At 23.7% G+C, this 20,439-nt stretch carries 19 protein-coding genes; 3 read left to right on the top strand and 16 right to left on the bottom strand.

The window, feature by feature from the left end; all coding sequences use genetic code 11:
- Positions 1–30: 30 nt before the first annotated feature.
- From mscS to BUAMB_RS02120, 4 genes are all read right to left on the bottom strand, one after another.
- Positions 31–876, bottom strand: coding sequence for a small-conductance mechanosensitive channel MscS (gene mscS, locus BUAMB_RS02135; RefSeq protein ID WP_014500134.1), 846 nt, complete (start codon positions 874–876; stop codon positions 31–33).
- A gap of 150 nt (positions 877–1,026) precedes the next feature.
- Positions 1,027–2,103: a class II fructose-bisphosphate aldolase gene (gene fbaA, locus BUAMB_RS02130; RefSeq protein ID WP_014500133.1), complete on the bottom strand. Its 1,077-nt coding sequence runs from the start codon at positions 2,101–2,103 to the stop codon at positions 1,027–1,029.
- An 8-nt stretch (positions 2,104–2,111) separates the two neighbouring features.
- The gene (locus BUAMB_RS02125) at positions 2,112–3,290 is read right to left on the bottom strand and encodes a phosphoglycerate kinase (RefSeq protein ID WP_014500132.1); all 1,179 of its coding nucleotides are present in this window, start codon (positions 3,288–3,290) and stop codon (positions 2,112–2,114) included.
- Positions 3,291–3,373: 83 nt separating this feature from the next.
- Positions 3,374–3,967 carry a YhgN family NAAT transporter gene (locus tag BUAMB_RS02120; protein WP_014500131.1) on the bottom strand — a complete coding sequence of 198 codons (594 nt, stop codon included), beginning with the start codon at positions 3,965–3,967 and terminating at the stop codon, positions 3,374–3,376.
- A 310-nt stretch (positions 3,968–4,277) separates the two neighbouring features.
- Here BUAMB_RS02120 and asd point away from each other — a divergent pair, with 310 nt between their 5' ends.
- Positions 4,278–5,393, top strand: coding sequence for an aspartate-semialdehyde dehydrogenase (gene asd / locus BUAMB_RS02115; protein WP_014500130.1), 1,116 nt, complete (start codon positions 4,278–4,280; stop codon positions 5,391–5,393).
- Between the two features lie 141 nt (positions 5,394–5,534).
- On the opposite strand, the gene tusA is transcribed toward asd, so the two are convergent.
- From tusA to prfB, 12 genes are all read right to left on the bottom strand, one after another.
- A complete protein-coding gene (tusA, locus tag BUAMB_RS02110) occupies positions 5,535–5,765 on the bottom strand; it encodes a sulfurtransferase TusA (protein ID WP_014500129.1) in 231 nt (76 codons plus the stop codon).
- A 54-nt stretch (positions 5,766–5,819) separates the two neighbouring features.
- Positions 5,820–6,452 carry a nicotinate (nicotinamide) nucleotide adenylyltransferase gene (gene nadD, locus BUAMB_RS02105; protein WP_014500128.1) on the bottom strand — a complete coding sequence of 211 codons (633 nt, stop codon included), beginning with the start codon at positions 6,450–6,452 and terminating at the stop codon, positions 5,820–5,822.
- Positions 6,453–6,476: 24 nt separating this feature from the next.
- Positions 6,477–7,475, bottom strand: a complete 999-nt coding sequence (gene holA, locus BUAMB_RS02100; RefSeq protein WP_014500127.1) for a DNA polymerase III subunit delta — start codon at positions 7,473–7,475, stop codon at positions 6,477–6,479.
- A 1-nt stretch (position 7,476) separates the two neighbouring features.
- Positions 7,477–10,065 carry a leucine--tRNA ligase gene (gene leuS / locus BUAMB_RS02095; protein WP_014500126.1) on the bottom strand — a complete coding sequence of 863 codons (2,589 nt, stop codon included), beginning with the start codon at positions 10,063–10,065 and terminating at the stop codon, positions 7,477–7,479.
- A gap of 43 nt (positions 10,066–10,108) precedes the next feature.
- Positions 10,109–10,996 carry a CNNM family magnesium/cobalt transport protein CorC gene (gene corC, locus BUAMB_RS02090; RefSeq protein ID WP_014500125.1) on the bottom strand — a complete coding sequence of 296 codons (888 nt, stop codon included), beginning with the start codon at positions 10,994–10,996 and terminating at the stop codon, positions 10,109–10,111.
- Positions 10,997–11,090: 94 nt separating this feature from the next.
- Positions 11,091–11,543, bottom strand: a complete 453-nt coding sequence (gene ybeY, locus BUAMB_RS02085) for an rRNA maturation RNase YbeY (protein WP_014500124.1) — start codon at positions 11,541–11,543, stop codon at positions 11,091–11,093.
- Between the two features lie 20 nt (positions 11,544–11,563).
- Positions 11,564–12,883, bottom strand: a complete 1,320-nt coding sequence (gene miaB / locus BUAMB_RS02080) for a tRNA (N6-isopentenyl adenosine(37)-C2)-methylthiotransferase MiaB (RefSeq protein WP_014500123.1) — start codon at positions 12,881–12,883, stop codon at positions 11,564–11,566.
- Between the two features lie 62 nt (positions 12,884–12,945).
- Complete coding sequence (thyA, locus tag BUAMB_RS02075; protein ID WP_014500122.1) at positions 12,946–13,740, bottom strand: thymidylate synthase; 795 nt, start codon at positions 13,738–13,740, stop codon at positions 12,946–12,948.
- Positions 13,741–13,753: 13 nt separating this feature from the next.
- On the bottom strand, positions 13,754–14,602 hold the full coding sequence (lgt, locus tag BUAMB_RS02070; RefSeq protein ID WP_079172810.1) for a prolipoprotein diacylglyceryl transferase: 849 nt from the start codon (positions 14,600–14,602) through the stop codon (positions 13,754–13,756).
- Between the two features lie 21 nt (positions 14,603–14,623).
- The gene (lysA, locus tag BUAMB_RS02065; RefSeq protein WP_014500120.1) at positions 14,624–15,865 is read right to left on the bottom strand and encodes a diaminopimelate decarboxylase; all 1,242 of its coding nucleotides are present in this window, start codon (positions 15,863–15,865) and stop codon (positions 14,624–14,626) included.
- A 69-nt stretch (positions 15,866–15,934) separates the two neighbouring features.
- A complete protein-coding gene (gene lysS / locus BUAMB_RS02060) occupies positions 15,935–17,449 on the bottom strand; it encodes a lysine--tRNA ligase (protein WP_014500119.1) in 1,515 nt (504 codons plus the stop codon).
- Positions 17,450–17,466: 17 nt separating this feature from the next.
- Positions 17,467–18,565, bottom strand: a protein-coding gene (gene prfB, locus BUAMB_RS02055; protein WP_193372447.1) for a peptide chain release factor 2 whose coding sequence is annotated in 2 segments (ribosomal slippage) — positions 17,467–18,489 and positions 18,491–18,565 — 1,098 coding nt in all. Because the reading frame shifts where the segments join, the coding sequence is not laid out codon by codon here.
- 155 nt (positions 18,566–18,720) lie between these two features.
- Between prfB and ygfZ the strand changes: the two genes are divergently transcribed.
- Together ygfZ and gmk are read left to right on the top strand one after the other, a co-directional pair.
- On the top strand, positions 18,721–19,680 hold the full coding sequence (gene ygfZ / locus BUAMB_RS02050) for a tRNA-modifying protein YgfZ (protein ID WP_014500117.1): 960 nt from the start codon (positions 18,721–18,723) through the stop codon (positions 19,678–19,680).
- Between the two features lie 93 nt (positions 19,681–19,773).
- Positions 19,774–20,397: a guanylate kinase gene (gene gmk / locus BUAMB_RS02045; protein WP_014500116.1), complete on the top strand. Its 624-nt coding sequence runs from the start codon at positions 19,774–19,776 to the stop codon at positions 20,395–20,397.
- Positions 20,398–20,439: the final 42 nt, after the last annotated feature.

The raw sequence follows: 20,439 nt of genomic DNA, 5'->3' as shown, positions 1-20,439 counted from the left end.
TATGTTAATTTGATATAAAATTATTTACATTTATTTTTTTTTATAAAGATGTATATCTAATTGAGGATAAGGAATATTAATATTATGTTTATCTAATTCTTTTTTAAATTTAGCCATTAAATCCCAATATACTGGATTTAAATCATTATTTTTACTCCAGCAACGCACTATAAAATTTAAAGAAGATGGTGCTAATTCGCTTAAACCAATAATAATATCTTTATCTTTTATTACTCTGTCTTCTTTTTCTATAACTTTTCGTAATATTTTTATTACTAAATCAATATCACTATTATAAGCTACACTAATAATAAATTCATTTCTACGTGCCGGTTCTCTTGAATAATTAATAATATTATTAGATATAATTTTATTATTAGGTATTACGACAATTTTTCCATCTAAGGTACGAAGCATCGTATAAAAAATATGAATATTTAAAACAGTTCCTGAAACACTTCCTAAATTAACATATTCTCCAGTTTTTAAAGGTCTTAATGTAACTAATAATACACCAGCTGCAAAGTTTGATAAAGAACCTTGTAAAGCTAAACCAATTGCCATTCCAGCTGCTCCTAATATGGCAATAACAGATGTAGTTTGTACACCAATACGTCCTAATGCAGCAATAATTGCAAAAGTAATAATGATATATCGTATTAATGCAGACAAAAAACCAGCAATAGTAGCATCAATATTACGAGTGATTAATACCTGATTTACGCCATTAGATATAATTTTAGATATAAACATTCCAATAATGATAATTATGATAGCTGATGCTAAATTGAATATATATCCAATTAATAATTCTTGATTGCGTATTAACCAATTTCCTGCATGATTTATATCATTGACTACGTTAAGTTCGTCCATTATTATCTCTTTGAATGTAAATTTCTATAAGTATTTTTAAAAATACCATCATATATTTTAAAATAATAAATATATTTTAATAAATTAATTTTACGGAGAATATTTTTTATTTATTCCCCGAAATAAGTGATGATTTTTTATAAAAAATCTCTATAAAATATTATAAGAATTTAACTCCTTGAATGATTTTTCTAATCTAATTGACATTGATTCTTGTGAGTGTCTTATCCATGATCTTGGATCGTAATATTTTTTATTAGGTGTATTTTTATTATATTTATTACCCAATTGATTTTGTAAAAATTCTTTATGTTTATTATAAAAATTTAAAACTCCTTTCCATGTTGCCCATTGCATATCGGTATCAAGATTCATTTTGACAATCCCATATTGTATTGCTTCTTTTATATCTGTTAAATTTGAACCTGAACCTCCATGAAATACTAGATTTAATGGATTATGTTTTAAATTATGTTTAGTACTAACATATTTTTGTGATTGTTTTAAAATCATTGGTTTAAGATCTATATTTCCAGCTTTATAAACACCATGTATATTTCCAAATGAAGCAGCTATGCTAAAATTATTACTAATTTTATTTAATATTTCATAAGCATAATTAACATCTTCTGGTTGTGTATAAAGTAATGCTTTATCAATTGTAGTATTATCTATCCCATCTTCTTCACCTCCTGTACATCCTAATTCTATTTCTAGCATCATATTAATTTTATTCATTTTTTTAAAATATTTTTCACATATAGAAATATTTTCTTTCAATTTTTCTTTAGATAAATCAATCATATGTGAAGTAAAAAGAGGTTGATTGTGATCAGAATAATGTTTTTTTCCTATTTCTAATAATCCATCAATCCATGATAATAATTCTTTAGGACAATGATCTGTGTGTAGTATGACTGGAACTTTATAATATTTTGCCATTAAATGAACATGTTGAGCTCCAGATATAGAACCTTGAATGATTTGTTCTGGATAAGAAGGAAATCGATTATTATATCCAGCAATGAACGATGCTCCTCCATAAGAAAACTGTATGATAACTGGAGATTTAACTCGAGCAGCTGTTTCTAAAACAGTATTAATAGAATCAGTTCCTATACAATTTACTGCTGGAATAGCAAATTGTTTTTTTTTAGCTATCTCAAAAATTATTCTCGCTTCGTTTCCATTTAAAACACCTGGACTAATTGTATTTAAAATATTCAATTGTTTTCCTATTCATTATCTAATATATTTTTAAAATTTTTTTCTAACATTTTTATTGCAGGTAATTTTCTTCCTTCTATAAACTCTAAAAATGCTCCTCCTCCAGTAGAAATATAAGAAATATTATTGTGAATATTAAACATATCAATTACAGATAATGTATCTCCTCCTCCAGCTATAGAAAAAGCACTACTATTAGCAATTGTTTTAGCAATCATTTCAGTACCTTTTCTAAAATTTGGAAACTCAAATACACCAACTGGTCCATTCCAAATAATTGTTTGAGCATTTTTAAGAACGTTTATAATTTTTTGAATAGTTTGATCACCAATATCCATAATTTCTTCATCTGCTAAAATATTAGAAGGTGATTTTATGGTAGATTTTTCTGTTTTACAAAATTTTTTTCCAACACGAGAATCAATTGGTGTAATAATATTACATTTATTACGTAATTTTTTAGCTTCAAAAATAAAATTTGGTTCATGTAACGATTTACCGATATTATAATCAATAGCTAAAAAAGTATTTGCTATTCCTCCTCCAACAATAATTGTATCTGCAATTTTAGATAATGTATGTAATATATTAAATTTAGTAGACACCTTTGCACCTCCTACTATTGCTACCATAGGACGTTTTGGTTTTTTTAATGCGTATTTTAAAGCATTCATTTCATTTATTAGAAGCGGTCCAGCACATGCAATTTTAACAAATTCACCAATTCCATAAGTAGATGATTGTTTTCTATGAGCACTAGCAAAAGCATCCATAACAAATATATCGCAAAGATTAGAATATTTTTTAGATAATACTTTGCTATTTTTTAGTTCTCCTTCATTAAAACGAACATTTTCTAGAATGGCAATTTCTCCTGCATTTAGTTGAATATCTTTTAAAAAATTGTTAGAGAAGTATATTTTAGTCTGATTAAATTTTTTTTTAAAATATTCAAATATAGGTAATAAAGAATATTCTTTTGTATATAATCCTTCTTTTGGTCTACCTAAATGAGACATAATAATTACTTTAGCATTTTTTTGAAGAGCTAATTTAATAGCAGGTAGTGCTGCAAGTATTCTTGCTTCAGATTGAATAATTCCGTTTTCTATTGGAACATTTAAATCACTTCTTATTAAAACTCTTTGATTTTTCATATCTATTTGAGTCATTTTTTTTATAGTCATAAAATCATACCTTTTATAATTTTTTATTTTTTAAAATTTTCAACCTGTTACTGTTTAATAACAGGTCTGAAAAATAATATATTTTAATTTTTAAACCATGATGTCATTCCATCTAAAAACATCTGAGTAGAAAGCATAATTAATACTAACCCCATAAGACGTTCTAGTGCATTCACACTTTGCTTTCCAAATATTTTTAAAAATACACCAGATAATAATAATATTATAACAGTAAAGCACCATGCAATTAATAGTGATATAACTAGATAAGATATATGATTTAAATATTGATGCGATAATAACATTAGTGTAGCTAATAAAGATGGTCCTGCAATTAATGGTATAGCTAAAGGAACTAAAAATGGTTCTTCATGTGAAGAAAGATTACTATGTTTGTTATCTTCAGAAGGGAAAATCATTTTAATTGAAATTAAAAATAGAATAATTCCTCCAGATATCGAAACCGTTTCAGTTTTTAGATTTAAAATAATTAATATTTTTTCTCCAATAAATAAAAATAATAGCATAATAATTAATGCTATAATCATTTCGCGTATAACTATAATTTTTCTTCGTTTAGCTTTTAGATTTTTTAAAACTGTCATAAATATTGGTAAATTACCCAAAGGATCCATAATCAGAATTAGTAATATAGTTGTAGAGATAATCTCAGTCATAATTGATGTATCATACCCTTTTCAATAATAGTGTTGATTTAATGTTTTTAAATATCTTAATAACATGATATTTTTTAATATAGAGTTTTAATTTTTATAATATATTAAAAAGTAAAAAGAAATTTTTATATCAAGATAATTGTAAAAATATTATAATTAAAAATTTCTAATATTTTATAACTATTATATATTCCATCACGTGGAATTTATAATTATTTTTAGGAGCCAGAATATTTTTGCTTTAACTGTTTTCTTACCTTGAATAAGAAAATATTATGGTTAATGCAAAAACAAATCTGTGTATAAATTAATGATGAAAATTGTAGGTTTAATAGGATGGCGTGGAATAGTTGGTTCAGTTTTATTAAAAAGAATGCAGGAAGAACATGATTTTTTTAAAATTATTCCTGTTTTTTTTTCAACATCTCAATATGGTCAAAATGGTCCTGTAATTAATAATATCTCATATGATATTTTAAAAAACGCTTATGATATACATCTTCTTAAAAAAATGGATATTATTATTACATGTCAAGGTAGTGCATATACTGAAAAAGTTTATCCTAAATTAAGACAAAATGGTTGGAAGGGTTATTGGATAGATGCTGCTTCAACTTTAAGAATGGACAATGATTCTATAATTGTATTAGATCCAGTTAATTATAATATAATAATTCATGCTATCAAAAAAGGTATTAAAACTTTTGTTGGTGGAAATTGCACAGTTAGTTTAATGCTTATGGCATTAGGAGGTTTATTTGAAAAAAAATTAATTGAGTGGATTACTATTTCAACTTATCAAGCTGCATCTGGTGCAGGTGCTCGTCATATGATAGAATTATTAAATCAAATGGGAATATTATATAATACTGTTCAACAAGATTTATTAAATAATTCAGTTTCAATTTTAGATATTGAAAATAAAGTTACTAATATATCTCGTAGTTGTAATTTTCCTATAGATTGTTTTTCTGTTCCATTAGCAGGTAGTTTAATTCCTTGGATTGATCAAGAAATAAATCAAGGTCAAAGTCGTGAAGAATGGAAAGCATATTCTGAAGCTAATAAAATATTAGGATATAATAATTCATTTATGATTGAAAGTTTATGTGTACGAATAGGTTCTCTACGTTGTCATAGTCAAGCATTTTTTATCAAGTTAAAAAAAGAGTTATCTTTAAAAAATATTGAAGAAATTATTGAAAATCATAATCAATGGGTTAACGTAATTCCAAACAATATGCAAGATACATTATCAAAATTAACTCCATCTGCTGTAACTAATACATTAAACATACCTATAGGTCGTTTAAGAACATTAAATATAGGAAAAAAATATTTATCCGCTTTTACTGTTGGAGATCAACTTTTATGGGGTGCTGCGGAACCTTTAAGACGCATGTTAAATTTATTAATTAATTTATAATTTTTTTACATATATTTATTAATCATGATTTTAAATATATACACTATATTTGTATATTTATGAACATGATATACACAATATAAAGTGTATATATTAAATATATTATTTAATAAAAAATATTTTTTACATAAATTTTATAATTTATAATCCTTTTTTTAATAAATATGTATATAATTTATTTTTTATTTCATATTTTAATAATGTATGTTCCATAAAATAACAAAAATTAGGAATATCTCTTTTAGTTGTAGGGTCATCAGAGATAATTAATATATTATCATCAATATTTATTGTTCGAAGTGTTTTTCTGATTATCATAATTGGTTCAGGACATCTTAATCCAATCAAATTTAATTTAATATTTTTTTTCATTATATATTTTAAATGTTTTTATTGTGATATTGACGTTTATGTTAATAAATTTTATTAATATAAATATAATTTTTTTAATAAAATATAATTATTTACATTTTTAGGAACAAGAGTGTGACAACTTTTTCCTAAAGAATATTGTTTTCTAATTTCGGTAGAAGAGATATCAAAAAAAGGTATTTTAGAAAAAAAAATATAGCCAAAAGATTTTTGATGAAGAAAATGATAATCATGTATAAGATATAACTTAATCCAATCTATTAGTTGTTTTTTTTTTTTATGATTTCTAGGACAAATAATTAAATGAGCATAAAGTAATATTTTATTCCAATCTTTCCAGAGATGAAAATTATCTAAATTATCTTCTCCTATTATAAAACACAATGCTGTTGAATAATTAATTCTTTCCCTAATTTTCTTTAGGGTATCAATTGTATAACAAATATTGTTGTTATTTGTTTCTAAATAACTTATTTCAAATAAAGTATTATTCTGAGTTGCCAGTTGAATCATATTTATTTTATCTACTATAGATGTCTTAGTTTGAGCACGATGAGGAGGATAGTTATTTGGTAGAAATATAATTTTATCTATATATACTTCTTTTGCTAATCTTTTAGCTAAATAAATATGACCGTAGTGAATAGGATCAAAATTTCCTCCAAATATTCCATATAATTTTTTCATTTTTATTTTTAAATATATTCAATATTAATTATTAAGTATTAAAGTTAATTCTTGAAATTGATTCCATACAGAATAATAATAATTTTTTTTAATATTAATTTCTATTTTTACAAGAATTTGTATTGCTTTTAATAAATTACAATAATCTATTTTTTGAAAAGCATGTATAAAAAATTTATGTCTTATAGTACAGATATTACATTTTTTTAAATAATTATTTATATTTACATTATTTTCACGTTTCATATAAATTAGTGTGAATAAATCTTTTTGTAAAGATCGTACTAAAATTAGAGGATTATATTTTTTTTTAGAAAAAAAATCTAATATAGATATAGCTTTTTGTGTTTGAAATTGAAAGATATAATTAATTAAATTTAATGATGAGTAATCTATACAGTTAATAATAATTTTTTCAATCATCTGACATGTAATATAAGTATTAGGAAATGTAATTAAAATCATATCCAAAACATTTAATATAAATAAAGTATTACCTTCATAATATTTATATAATAAAAAATATGCTTGATCTTCTATCTTAATTTTTCTTTCTTCTATTTCATATTTAATCCAAAGCATCAGATTTGAATTATATGGAGGATCACAAACAATTATGTTGTTATTTTCTTGCAATTGATCAAAAAATTTTGAATGTTTTATTGAAATTGATAGATGATTAAATTTTAATATGATTACAATATCTGAATTTAATAAAGTAAATATTTTAAAAATTTTTTTTATTAAAATAGAGTTAATTTGCTTAATAAGAAAATTAACGACTAAAATAGTTTTTTGAAAAAATAAATTTCTTTTTTTATAAAATATAACAACTTTTTCCCAGTCTTTATCTTTTTCTATATCTATTTGAACAGTGTTTAAAAAACCTTTTTTAAATGCAAATATTTTGATTATATCTTGACTTTTTTTTGATAGAGAATCATCTTCTCCCAAAAAAACATAAATAGTATTTAATTTTTTTATTAAATATTTTTTTAATTCATATAGATGTATATTTTTCATTTTATATAACAAAATTTATTATTTTTTTTGGAATATATATTATTTTTTTTATATGGATGTTTTTTAAATATTTTTTAATTTTTTCTTGAGTTTGTGCATATAATATTATTTCTTCTTTGCTTAAATTATGTAACATTTTGATCGTACATCGCATTTTTCCATTAATTTGAATAACAATAATGTTGTATTTTTGTAACAGTATTTCTTTTTCAAATAATGGCCATTTTTCATAATCAATAGGAGTATTTTTATAAAAATAATTCCAAACAAAAAAACAAAAATGAGGTATAAATGGATAAAGCATTTTAATAATACAGATTAAAGCTTCTCGCATAATCAATTGATCTTGCTTTGCTTTAATAGGAGCTTTAGATAATTTATTAACTAATTTCATAATTTCAGCAATAGCAGTATTAAATGTTTTTCTACGACCCATATCATCAGATACTTTAGCTATAGTTTTATGTAATTGATATCTTAATTCATTTTGTTGATTGTTTAAACAATTCAAGTGAATATTTTCATCATATGTATTTTTTATACTAATATAGTTAAATATTAACATCCAAAGCTTTTTTAGAAAACGATATATACCTTTAACACCAGATTCACTCCATTCTAATTGAGATTCTATAGGAGCAGCAAACATAATAAATAATCGAATTGTATCTGCGCCATAACGTTGAATAATTAATTCTGGTTCAATTCCGTTATTTTTTGATTTAGACATTTTAATCATGCCTGCATAAACTATTTTTTTTCTTTTTTTATTATAGGCTTCTATAACTTCTCCTTTTTCATTACGTTTTATTAAAAGTATTGAAGGATTTAGCCAAGTTTTTTGAGATTTACTATTTATTTCATAAAAAGCTTCGGACAATACCATGCCTTGACATAATAAATTTTTTACCGGTTCATCAACATCAACTAATTTAAAATCACGTAATAATTTATGAAAAAATCTAAAATACATTAAGTGCATAGTTGCGTGTTCTATTCCACCAATATATTGATCTATAGGTAACCAGTATTTTGATGCTACAGGATCAATCATACCTATATTAAAATTTGGACAAGTATATCTTGCATAATACCAAGATGATTCTATAAAGGTATCAAAAGTATCTGTTTCTCTAATGGCAATTTGATTATCAACAAGAATTTGCATCCAATCCGCGTTAGCATGATGATTTATATTTAATAAGTGAACATTATTTGATACTTTTGGTAAAGTTACTGGAAGCTGATCTTCTGGTATAGAAATAATTTTTCCATTATTCAATGTTGCCATTGGAATAGGAGTACCCCAATAACGTTGCCTTGATATACACCAATCTTTTAATTTATAATGAATTTTTTTTTCTAATATTTTTTTGTTTAATAGTATTTCTTTTATTTTTTCAGTAGCGTTTTCAACAGTTAATCCATTAAATTCCTTAGAATTAAATAATAAACCTTTTATATTTATGTATGAAGTATATGAATTTAATTTTTGAGGTGTAATAATAGAATTACATACCACATATTTAATTTTTAAATTATTTTTAACCGCGAAATGCCAATCGTGTTTATGATGTCCAGGAATAGATAATACTGCATTAGTACCATATTCTATATCAGTAAAATTTGTTATCCAAATAGGTATTTTTTTTTCTGTAATCGGATGTAAAGCAAAAAAATTAGTATTTATTCCTATATATTTTATATTATTTATTTCTTCTGCTGGAATATATTGATATTTTTTTATAAAAGCTGCAATATTTTTATTGATTTTAGATAATTGTTTAGATAATGGGTGTTGAGTAGATATTGCAACATATGTCACTCCCATAATGAGATCTAATCTCATGATGAATACTGGAAATTTTTCAAGAGTATTAAAATTTTTTAGAATAATTTGAAATCCTTTTGATCTACCAATCCAGTTTTTTTGCATATTTTTTACATTTTTAGGCCAATGAGTTAATTTTTTTAAATCTTGATATAATAATTCAGCATAATTTCTAATTTTTATAAACCATTGTGGAATTTTTTTAATAATAATTTTATTTTGACATCTCCAACAACAACCGTTAACAACTTGTTCATTAGCTAAAACTGTTTTATCATAATCACACCAGTTTACTAAACTATTTTTTTTATAGACTAATTTTTTTTGATATAGTTTAGTAAAAAACCATTGTTCCCAACGATAATATTCTGGTTGGCATGTAGTTATTTCTCGGCTCCAATCATAACTAAAACCTAATGATTGTAGTTGTTTTTTCATATATTCAATATTTTTTTTAGTCCAAGAGAAAGGATGAGTATTATTTTTAATTGCAGCTTCTTCAGCAGGTAAACCAAATGCATCCCAACCCATAGGTTGTAAAACATTTTTTCCTAACATTCTTTGGTATCGAGCAATAACATCACTAATAGTATAATTTCTAACATGACCCATGTGTAACTTTCCAGAAGGATATGGTAACATGGGAAGGCAGTAATATTTTTCTTTTTTCAAATCTTCTTGTACTTGAAAAGTTTTATTAGTTTTCCAAAATTTTTGTACATAAAGTTCTATTTTTTTTGGTGAGTATTCTTTTTCCATATTTTTCTCTAAAAACAAATATTTAAAAATATTTTATATTTGATCAATCTGATTTTTGGTTTTTTTCTAATATTGGTATTTTATTTTCTGGAATAGTTACATATATTTGTATAACTTTTCGACTATCTGCTATAGATATTTTAAAAATATAACCATCAATATTAATACTTTCACCTTTAATTGGTAAATAACCAAAGGCTTTCATCACTAATCCACCAATAGTATCTACTTCATCATCATTAAAATTAGTATTAAAAGTTTCATTAAATTCTTTTATTGCTGTGAGTGCTTTAATAGAAAAAGTACATTTTTTTAATCTTCTAATATTTAATGTTTCTATATCATCATATTCATCATCAATTTCTCCAACAATTAATTCAAGAATATCTTCTATAGTTACTAAACCTGAAACTGCTCCAAATTCATCTATTACTATTGCCATATGATTTCTTGTAGCTCGAAATTCTTTTAACATTCTGTCTACATATTTGCTTTCTGGAACGACAACAACTGGTCTTATGATACTCTGAATACAAAAAACTTTCTTTGAATTTTGCATAAAAGGTAATAAATCTTTAGCAATTAAAACACCTTCAACATAAGTATGATCATGACTCATAACTGGAAAACGTGAATGTGCAGATTCAATAATAACATCAAGACATTGATTTAAATTAAATTCTAATTTTAATATAACCATTTGTGTTCTAGGAATCATTATTTCTTTGATTCTTTTTTTAACAATATGCATTACACCTTCTAACATATCACAAGTATCTTGATCAATAAGTTCATTTTGTTCTGAATCACGAATTAATAATAATAGTTCTTCTCTATTTTTAGGTTCATCATGAAAAATTTGATTTAATAAAACAGAAAAGAAACCTTTTTTATTAATTTTATTACAGTTTTGAGAATTTTTATCACTCATAATATTAGATTGTCTAGTTTTAAAAAGTATTATACCATTCTATGGTAAAAAGGTTTTATATAAAATATTTTTTATAAAAGATTGATAGTTTTTTTTAAATATATGGTTTTTGATAATTTAACGACATCATAATTTCGTTTTCTACCTTTTCCATAATTTTTGCTTGTATTTGAGTTTTATGATCATATCCTAATAAATGTAATGTTCCATGTATTATAATATGAGCCCAATGTTCTTCTAATAATTTATTATATTTGTAAGATTCTTCTTCTATAATACTTTTACATACAACTAAATCGCCTAATAATTTAGCATTATATTTTATTAATTGATTAAAAGGAAAAGCTAAAATATTTGTTGGTTTGTTGATTTTTCTATAAGTATAATTTAATTGTTGTATGTTTTTTTTATCTACTATGCGAATAGTAATAATATTAATATTGTTGTTATTTAAAATTTTTTTTATCCATTTTTTAAATAGTTTTTTATTTGGTATAAATTGAGTATTGGTACAACATTTTTGAAGATTAATAACAATATTTTTCATATTTTTCAGTATGCATGATTTTAAATTAATGTACCTTTTAATGAGTGTGTATGAATTTTGTTAATTTTTAAATTCACAAATTTTCCTATCATTTTTGGTGAACCTTTAAAAGTAACAATTCTATTATTTTCTGTTCGACCAAATAATTCCATAATATTTTTATTAGAGACACCTTCGACTAAAATAGATTGGGTGCTTCCAAACATTTTTCTACTCCATAACATAGTTTGCATATTTATGCGATTTTGTAAAATATATAAACGTTTTTTTTTCTCTTCAATTTGAATATTATCTTTCATTTTAGATGCAGGTGTTTTAGGTCTACGTGAATATATAAAACTAAAACTCATATCAAAATTAATATCTTTGATTAAATTCATAGTTTGCTGAAAATCTTGTTCAGATTCACCTGGAAAACCTACTATAAAATCAGAACTAATTTGAATATTCGGTCTAACTATAGTTAGTTTTTTTACAATTAATTTATAGTCTTCTACTGTATATAAGCGTTTCATTGATTTAAGAATTTTATTAGAACCGCTTTGTACAGGAAGATGCAAAAAACTAACCAATTTTGGTGTATCTTTATATACTTCAATAATATCATCAGTAAATTCAACTGGATGACTAGTAATAAAACGAATTCTATCGATACCATCAATTTTTGCTACTAATCTGATTAATTTTGAAAAACTACAAATTCTTCCATCGAAAGTTAAACTTTTATATGCATTAACATTTTGTCCTAATAAATTAATTTCTCTTACACCTTGTTTTGCTAAACTTGAAATTTCAAATAAAATATCGTTGCATGGACGACTCAATTCATGGCCTCTTGTATATGGAACTATACAAAATGAACAGTGTTTATTACATCCTTCCATAATAGATACCATTTCTGTATATTTTGTTTTTATGGGTTTTGAGGCATATTTAAATTTTTCTAATTTAGGAAAACTAATATCTATAGTATGTTTTTTATTTTTTTCTATTTCAGAAATCATTTTTGGTAATTTATGCAAAGTTTGTGTGCCAAATATAATATCTACATAATTTGCTCTTTTAAAAATATTTTTGCCTTCCTGTACAGCAACACATCCACCAACAGCAATAATAATTTCTGGATTTTTGTTTTTAATTTTTCTCCATCTTCCAAGTTGATGAAATAGTTTTTCTTGTGCTTTTTCTCTTATCGAACATGTATTTAATATTAAAATATTAGCTTTTTCTATTAATGATGTTAGTAAATATTTTTTTTCTTTTTCTAATAAATTAGCTATCATAGATGAATCATATTCGTTCATTTGACAGCCCCAAGTTTTAATATATATGTATTTCATATGTTAAAATGAATCCAAATTTAATTTTAAAATGTATATATATGATATGAATATGCTTTTTTTTATATAGATATTTTTGCTTTAATAACAGAATAAGGATTATATCCAGTAATTTGAAAATCTTTTATAGAATATTGAAATAATGACGGAGGTTTTTTTAGAAGAACTAATTTTGGAAGCTTGCGAGGCGTTCTGAGAATTTGTTTTTTTGCTAATTTAATATGATTATTGTATAAATGAACATCTCCTCCTGTCCATAAAAATTCTCCAACTTTTAAATCGCATTGCTGTGCAATCATATGTATAAGTATTGCATAACTAGCTATATTAAAAGGTAGTCCGAGAAAGACATCACAAGAACGTTGATATAGTTGACAACTTAATGTTTTTTGAAAAACATAAAATTGAAAAAGTACATGACAAGGTGGTAATTTCATTTTTTGGATGTCACCAACATTCCAGCTTGATACTAATATTCTACGTGAGTTAGGATTATATTTTAATTCTGTTAATACATTTTTAATTTGATCAATATAATGACCTTTAATAGTTTCCCATTTTCTCCATTGTTTTCCATATATTGGACCAAGATTTCCTGATTCGTCTGCCCAATTATTCCAAATAAATACGTTATTTTGATTTAGATAATCAATATTCGTATCTCCTTTTAAAAACCATAATAATTCATGAATAATTGATGGAATATGACATTTTTTTGTTGTAATAAGAGGAAAGCCTTTTTTTAAATTAAATTTCATATTATAACCAAAAATTGATAATGTTCCTGTTCCTGTACGATCTTCTTTTTGGTTGCCAATTTTAATAATTTTTCTAATTAATTTAATATATTGTTTCATGATATCTCATAATTTATTTTTTATAAGAAAAAGATTGAAAAATAATGATAAATCCAAAAATAATCATCGGAAATGATAATATTTGCCCCATAGTAATTATATTTTGAAATAATCCTATTTGAGGATCTGGTTCTCTAAAGAATTCTACAAATATTCTAAATATTCCATAAAAAATTAAAAATAAACCACTGATACTTCCTATTGATTGATTTTTTTTAGAAAAAAAATGTATTATAAAAAATAATACTATACCTTCTAAAAAAAATTCATATAATTGAGAAGGATGGCGAGGTAATGATCCATATTGATCTAAAAGTATTTTTAAATCAGGATTCATCTTAGCTATTTCTATATCTTGGTATTTAGAGTTAGGAAAAATCATTGAATATTTAAAATTTGGTGATACACGACCCCAAAGTTCACCATTAATAAAATTTCCTAATCTCCCAGCACCTAAACCAAATGGTACTAATGGGACTATGAAGTCAGAAATTTCAAATATGTTTTTTTTATATTTTACAGAAAAATATAACATTGTAATTATAGCACCTATTAAACCTCCATGAAATGACATTCCTCCTTCCCATGTATAAAATATATGTAGTATATTTTTAGAGAAATATGTAAAATTATAGAAAAGTATATATCCTATTCTTCCTCCAATACAAGATCCTAAAAAAATAGAATATAATAATATTTCTATTTGTTTTTCAGATAATTTTATTTTATTCTTTTTGCTATATTTTTTTGCATACCACATTGAAAATAAAAAACTAATGAGATACATAAAACCGTACCAATGAGCAGATACACATCCAACAGAAAAAATAATAGGATTCAATTTTGGGAAAAGTATATACATATTGCACATAATATCCTGTTATTAAAATAATTTTTCTAAATTTAATAGTTCTTGAATTGTTTGGCGTCTTCTAATAATCATAGAATTATTATTATATAGTAATATTTCTTGTATTAATGGTCTTGTGTTATAATTAGAAGACATAGAAGCACCATATGCACCTGTATCATGAAAAATTAAATAATCTCCTGTTTTAATATTAGGCAATTTTCTTGTTTGAATAATACCTCCTTCTTGTTGTGTAAAAATATCTCCTGATTCACACAATGGTCCTGCAACAACAGTGTCAATCATTTCTTTTGAATCAATTGTTCTATTATCACCAGATATAACTGATATATGATGATAACTACCATACATAGTCGGTCTCATTAAATCATTAAATCCAACATCTACTAAAACAAAATATTTATTCTTTGTTTTTTTGGTAGCCCATACTCTTGTAATTAAAAATCCAGATTCAGCAACTAAAAATCTTCCTGGTTCAATTTCTAACTGAATTTTTTTTCCTAAAAATTTAGAGATTATTTTTCTTGCAATATTCCAAGATAAAAAATATTTTTCTATATCAATAGGTTTTTCATTGAATTTATAAGGTATAGATAGTCCTCCACCAGCAGAAATCGATGATATTTTTTGATTTAATTGTATAACATGTTTTATCATAGCTTGACAAACTTTTTCTAAATGTACATAATTAACACCTGATCCGATATGCATATGTAAGCCGATTAATTTTAATTTATATCGTTTTATAATAGGTAATGCAAGTTTAGGTTCCCAAATACCATGTTTACTATTTTCTCCTCCAGTATTAGTTTTTTTACTATGTCCATATCCAAAACCTGGATTAATTCTTAACCAAATATGATGACCTGGAGAAACTTTTCCTAATTGTATTAACATGTCTAAAGATCCAGCATTTACTGGAATTTTATGATTAACTACCTTAGATAAAGTTTCTTCATCTAAAATATCTGCAGTAAAAATAATTTCATTTGTATGTGATTTAAATCCAGATATTAAAGCTCTTTCAATTTCACCTAATGAAACAGCATCTACTTTTACATTTTTATTTTTCATTAAACGTAATATATTGATATTTGAACAAGACTTTTGTGCAAATCTAATTACGTCAAATTTTTTTAATAATTTAATTTTTTTATATATAATATCTGCATCATACAGCCAAAATGGAGATTGATATTTTTTTATTAAATTACGAATTGTATTGATATTATTATCATTTAAAAGTTGTGGCATTTTTATCTCATTAAAATTTAATCAATGTTTTAAGAACGAATATTTAAATATCAGTGCAAACGTGTAAAATTATTTCTTTAAAGAACGAAGAGTTGGAAATAAAATCACATCACGAATACTCATTTGATTAGTTAAAATCATAATTAAACGATCAATTCCAATTCCTAAACCTGCTGTTGGTGGTAAACCATATTTTAATGCTTCTATATAATCTTGATCATAAAATATATCTTGATTTTCTTTTCTATTTGATTGTTCAATTTGCTTTAAGAATCTATTTTGTTGATCTTCTGCATCATTTAGCTCTGAAAATCCATTAGCTATTTCATGACCAGCAATAAATAATTCAAATCTATCAGCAATATTTTGATCAATATCATTACGTCGTGCTAGAGGAGAGACTTCTATTGGATAGTGAGTGATAAAAGTTGGTTGAATTAATTTTTTTTCTACTGTTTTTTCAAAAATTTCATTTTCTATGTGACCAATTTCCCATTTTTTTTCTATTTTTATACCTATTGATTCTGCAAATAATTTTATTTTTTTTAAATCTTTCAAGTCAGATAAGGTAATTTGTGTATTAAATTGAAGAATAGCATTTTTCATAGTTAATCTGTGAAATGGTTGTTTGAAATCAAACTCATATTTATGAAAAATAATTTTGTTTTTTTTAAAAATTAATGTTGTAATATTTTTTAACATATTTTCAGTTAATTGCATCATATCTTCATAATTAGAATATGCAATATAAGCTTCCATCATTGTAAATTCTGGATTATGACGGGAAGAGACTCCTTCATTTCTAAAATTTCTATTGAGTTCAAAAATACGTTCGAAACCACCAATAATTAACTTTTTTAAATATAATTCAGGAGCTATTCTTAAGTACATTTCAGCATTAATTTCATTATGATAAGTAATAAATGGACGAGCATTGGCTCCTCCAGGAATACTTTGTAACATTGGAGTTTCGACTTCTAAAAAATCGTTTTCTATCATAAAATTTCGAATTGCCATAATTATATTAGAACGACATTTAAAAATTTTATATAATGTATTGTTGCTAATTAAATCTAGATATCTTTTTCGATAACGTATTTCTTGATTAGATAGACCATGAAATTTATTTGGTAATGGTTTTAAAGATTTAGCAAGAATTTTAATTTTATTGCAATAAATAGATAATTCTCCGGTCCTTGTTTTAAACAAAACACCTGTTACCCCTAAAATATCTCCTATATCCCATTTTTTAAAATGAGTATGATAAAAATTAGATGATATTTTTGTTTCATTAACATATATTTGTATTTTTCCTTCTATATTTTGTAATGTACAAAAAGAAGCTTTTCCCATAATACGTCTTTGTATCATACGACCAGCAATAGATAAATTAATATCTAATATTTTTAATTCATTTATATCTTTTTTTTGATATTTTTTATGTATTTGTTTTAAATTAGTATTTCTTTTAAAATAATCTGGAAAGATAAAACCTTGTGTCTTCATATTCAACAATTTATTTTTTCTTTCTATGATTTCATTAATAAAAATATTGTTTTGATTATTTTTTATAATATTTGACATTGATTTTCCAAATCTGCTTATAATCCAATAATTAAGCTTTGTTCAATAAAATCGTCTAAATCACCATCTAAAACTGATTGAACATCTGTTTTTTCTATATTAGTACGAAGATCTTTGATTTTTGAATTATCTAATATATATGATCTTATTTGATTTCCCCAAGTAATGTCAGATTTATTTTGTTCTATTTTTTGTTTTTCTTGTTGTTTTTTTTGTATTTGCATTTCATATAATTTTAATTTCATTTGTTTAATCGCATGTTCTTTATTTTTATGCTGAGAACGATTATTTTGACATTGAGTGACAATATTTGTAGGTAAATGAGTAATACGAACAGCCGATTCTGTGCGGTTTACATGTTGACCTCCTGCTCCAGATGCTCTATATACATCAATTCTTAGATCAGAAGATTTAATAGTTATCTCAATATTGTTCTTTATATCTGGATATATAAAAATTGAACTAAAAGAAGTGTGTCTTCGTTTTCCTGAATCAAAAGGACTTTTTCTAATTAAACGATGTATTCCTGTTTCTGTTCTTAACCAACCAAAAGCATAATCTCCGCAAACTTTAACAGTAGATGATTTAATTCCAACTGTTTCCCCAATAGATTCATGAATAATTTCTGTTTTAAATTTTTTTTTGTCAGCCCATTTTAAATACATTCTTAGTAACATATATGCCCAATCTTGTGCTTCTATTCCTCCTGAACCAGATTGTATATCAATATAGCAATCACAATTATCATGTTTTTTTGAAAACATACGATAAAATTCTAGTTGATTTATTTTTTTTTCTATTTCTTGAGTTTCTATAATAATATCTTTTAATATTATATTGTCTTTTGTTTCTATTGCTAATTCAAAAAAAATAATTATTTCCTTTATATTTTCTTCTATTTTATTAATTTTTTTAATTATAGAATTTAAAAAATATTTTTCTTTATTTAATTTTTTGATAGATTCTTTATCTTCCCATGTTTTAGGCGATAATAATTCTACATCAATTTCTAAAAGACGTAATTTTTTTTTGGTATAGTCAAAGATACCTCTTAAGATTTTTGATACGTTGCTCAAAATTTTTAATTTGGTTATTGAAGATTTTTATTTCTATCATAGTTTTATTATTCTTCTGTGATTAATTAATGTAAATTAAAAAAAATAAATATTTTAATATATAAAATATATGTAAATTTATTTTTTATTATATCTATTTTGTAAAATAGATGCATTTATTTTCATTTTATATTATTTGTTTAAGGAAAAAAAGTAATGTCATCATTTATATTATTACAAGATATTGTTTACCCTTCAAATCAATTATCATTGACAATGATAGATTTAAAAGAATGGTCTTTAATGTATATATGTGGATCTGATAGTAAGAAATATCTTCAAAATCAATTAACTATTGATATGAATATATTATCTGATACTGATCACACGCTGTGTGCACATTGTAATTTTAATGGTAAAGTATGGAGTACTATGCGTTTATTTCGTTATCAAGATGGTTATGCATATATACAACGTAAAAGTATTTCTACAATACAGATAAAAGAGATGAAAAAATATTCTATTTTTTCTAAAATAGAGTTTCATGAATTAAAAAATATTGTGCTAATAGGATTAGCAGGATTAAATATAAGATTATTTTTATTAAAATTTTTTATTACAATACCCAGTAAAAATTGTCCAGTCATACATGAAAATAATAAAACATTATTATGGTATTCTAAACCATCAGAACGATTTTTGTTAATTATATCTAAATCAGATTTTGAACAATTTAAAAAAAAAATTAATCAAAATATTTATTTAAATAATAGTAAACAATGGTTATTATTAGAAATTGAATCAGGTTTTCCTGTTATTGATAAGATGTGTGAAAATAAGTTTACACCACAAGCGATTAATTTAGATATTTTAAAAGCTATAAGCTTTAATAAAGGATGCTACTATGGACAAGAAATAATATCACGAATATTTTTTAAAAATTCAAATAAATATCATTTATTTTTTTTAATTGGTATTGGCAATCTTTCTTTTAAAATAGGCACAATTATTGAAACAAAAATAAATAATAAATGGTTTAAAATTGGTTTTTTATTATCAGTAGTACATGTTAAATATAAAGAAATTTATATACAAGTTGTGTTACATAAATCTGTTGATATTAATAATATGTTTAGAGTACGTGGATTCAAAAATATTTTTCTTAAAAAAAATTAGATATGTATATAGTATTACTTATGTATTAATATATTTTAATATATAAAATATTTTTGTTTATAAAATTTTATTTTAAAGTATTTTTAAAACATCATGTCTCAAGGTATTCTTTTTATTGTTTCTGCTCCTAGTGGAACAGGAAAATCAAGTTTAATTCAAGAATTGTTAAATTCAAAAAATTCATATGATATTCAAGTGTCAATTTCTCATACTACTCGAATTATACGACCTGGTGAATTAAATGGAAAACATTATTATTTTATATCCAAACAAGAATTTCAAATTATGATTCAAAAAGAATCTTTTTTAGAGTATGCAAAAGTATTTAGTCATTATTATGGTACTTCTCGTGAATCTATTGAAAAAATGTTATGTTCTGGGATTGATGTTTTTCTTGATATTGATTGGCAAGGAGCTAAGCAAATTAAAAATAAAATACCGGAATCAAAAAGTATTTTTTTATTACCACCATCTAAAGATGTTTTGTATAATAGATTGAAAAAAAGAGGTCAAGATAGTGAGATAGTAATTGCAAATAGAATGGCAAAAGCAGTTGATGAAATGCAACATTATTTAGATTACGATTATTTAATTATTAATGATGATTTTAAAACAGCTATAAATGATTTAAAAACTATTATTACTGCTGAACATTTATGTTTATTACCGCAAAAAAATAAATACCGTGTATTAATTTCTAATTTATTAAAACGTTAATCTTAAACAATATTTTATATAATTCTATTACAAAAAATAGAA

This window comes from Buchnera aphidicola str. Ua (Uroleucon ambrosiae) (genome assembly GCF_000225465.1).
Classification (GTDB): Bacteria; Pseudomonadota; Gammaproteobacteria; order Enterobacterales; family Enterobacteriaceae; genus Buchnera; species Buchnera aphidicola_B.
The sequence above is the reverse complement of the archived record's forward strand: the minus strand, read 5'-3'. Positions and strand labels throughout refer to the sequence as shown.

Coding starts and splice junctions, on each gene's coding strand:
- mscS (WP_014500134.1), bottom strand. CDS start 876: ATGGACGAACTTAACGTAGTCAATGATATAAATCATGCAGGAAATTGG.
- BUAMB_RS02125 (WP_014500132.1), bottom strand. CDS start 3,290: ATGACTATAAAAAAAATGACTCAAATAGATATGAAAAATCAAAGAGTT.
- corC (WP_014500125.1), bottom strand. CDS start 10,996: ATGAGTGATAAAAATTCTCAAAACTGTAATAAAATTAATAAAAAAGGT.
- gmk (WP_014500116.1), top strand. CDS start 19,774: ATGTCTCAAGGTATTCTTTTTATTGTTTCTGCTCCTAGTGGAACAGGA.
- BUAMB_RS02120 (WP_014500131.1), bottom strand. CDS start 3,967: ATGACTGAGATTATCTCTACAACTATATTACTAATTCTGATTATGGAT.
- lysA (WP_014500120.1), bottom strand. CDS start 15,865: ATGCCACAACTTTTAAATGATAATAATATCAATACAATTCGTAATTTA.
- holA (WP_014500127.1), bottom strand. CDS start 7,475: ATGAAAAATATACATCTATATGAATTAAAAAAATATTTAATAAAAAAA.
- tusA (WP_014500129.1), bottom strand. CDS start 5,765: ATGAAAAAAAATATTAAATTAAATTTGATTGGATTAAGATGTCCTGAA.
- ygfZ (WP_014500117.1), top strand. CDS start 18,721: ATGTCATCATTTATATTATTACAAGATATTGTTTACCCTTCAAATCAA.
- lgt (WP_079172810.1), bottom strand. CDS start 14,602: ATGTATATACTTTTCCCAAAATTGAATCCTATTATTTTTTCTGTTGGA.
- thyA (WP_014500122.1), bottom strand. CDS start 13,740: ATGAAACAATATATTAAATTAATTAGAAAAATTATTAAAATTGGCAAC.
- ybeY (WP_014500124.1), bottom strand. CDS start 11,543: ATGAAAAATATTGTTATTAATCTTCAAAAATGTTGTACCAATACTCAA.
- asd (WP_014500130.1), top strand. CDS start 4,278: ATGATGAAAATTGTAGGTTTAATAGGATGGCGTGGAATAGTTGGTTCA.
- nadD (WP_014500128.1), bottom strand. CDS start 6,452: ATGAAAAAATTATATGGAATATTTGGAGGAAATTTTGATCCTATTCAC.
- miaB (WP_014500123.1), bottom strand. CDS start 12,883: ATGAAATACATATATATTAAAACTTGGGGCTGTCAAATGAACGAATAT.
- lysS (WP_014500119.1), bottom strand. CDS start 17,449: ATGTCAAATATTATAAAAAATAATCAAAACAATATTTTTATTAATGAA.
- leuS (WP_014500126.1), bottom strand. CDS start 10,065: ATGGAAAAAGAATACTCACCAAAAAAAATAGAACTTTATGTACAAAAA.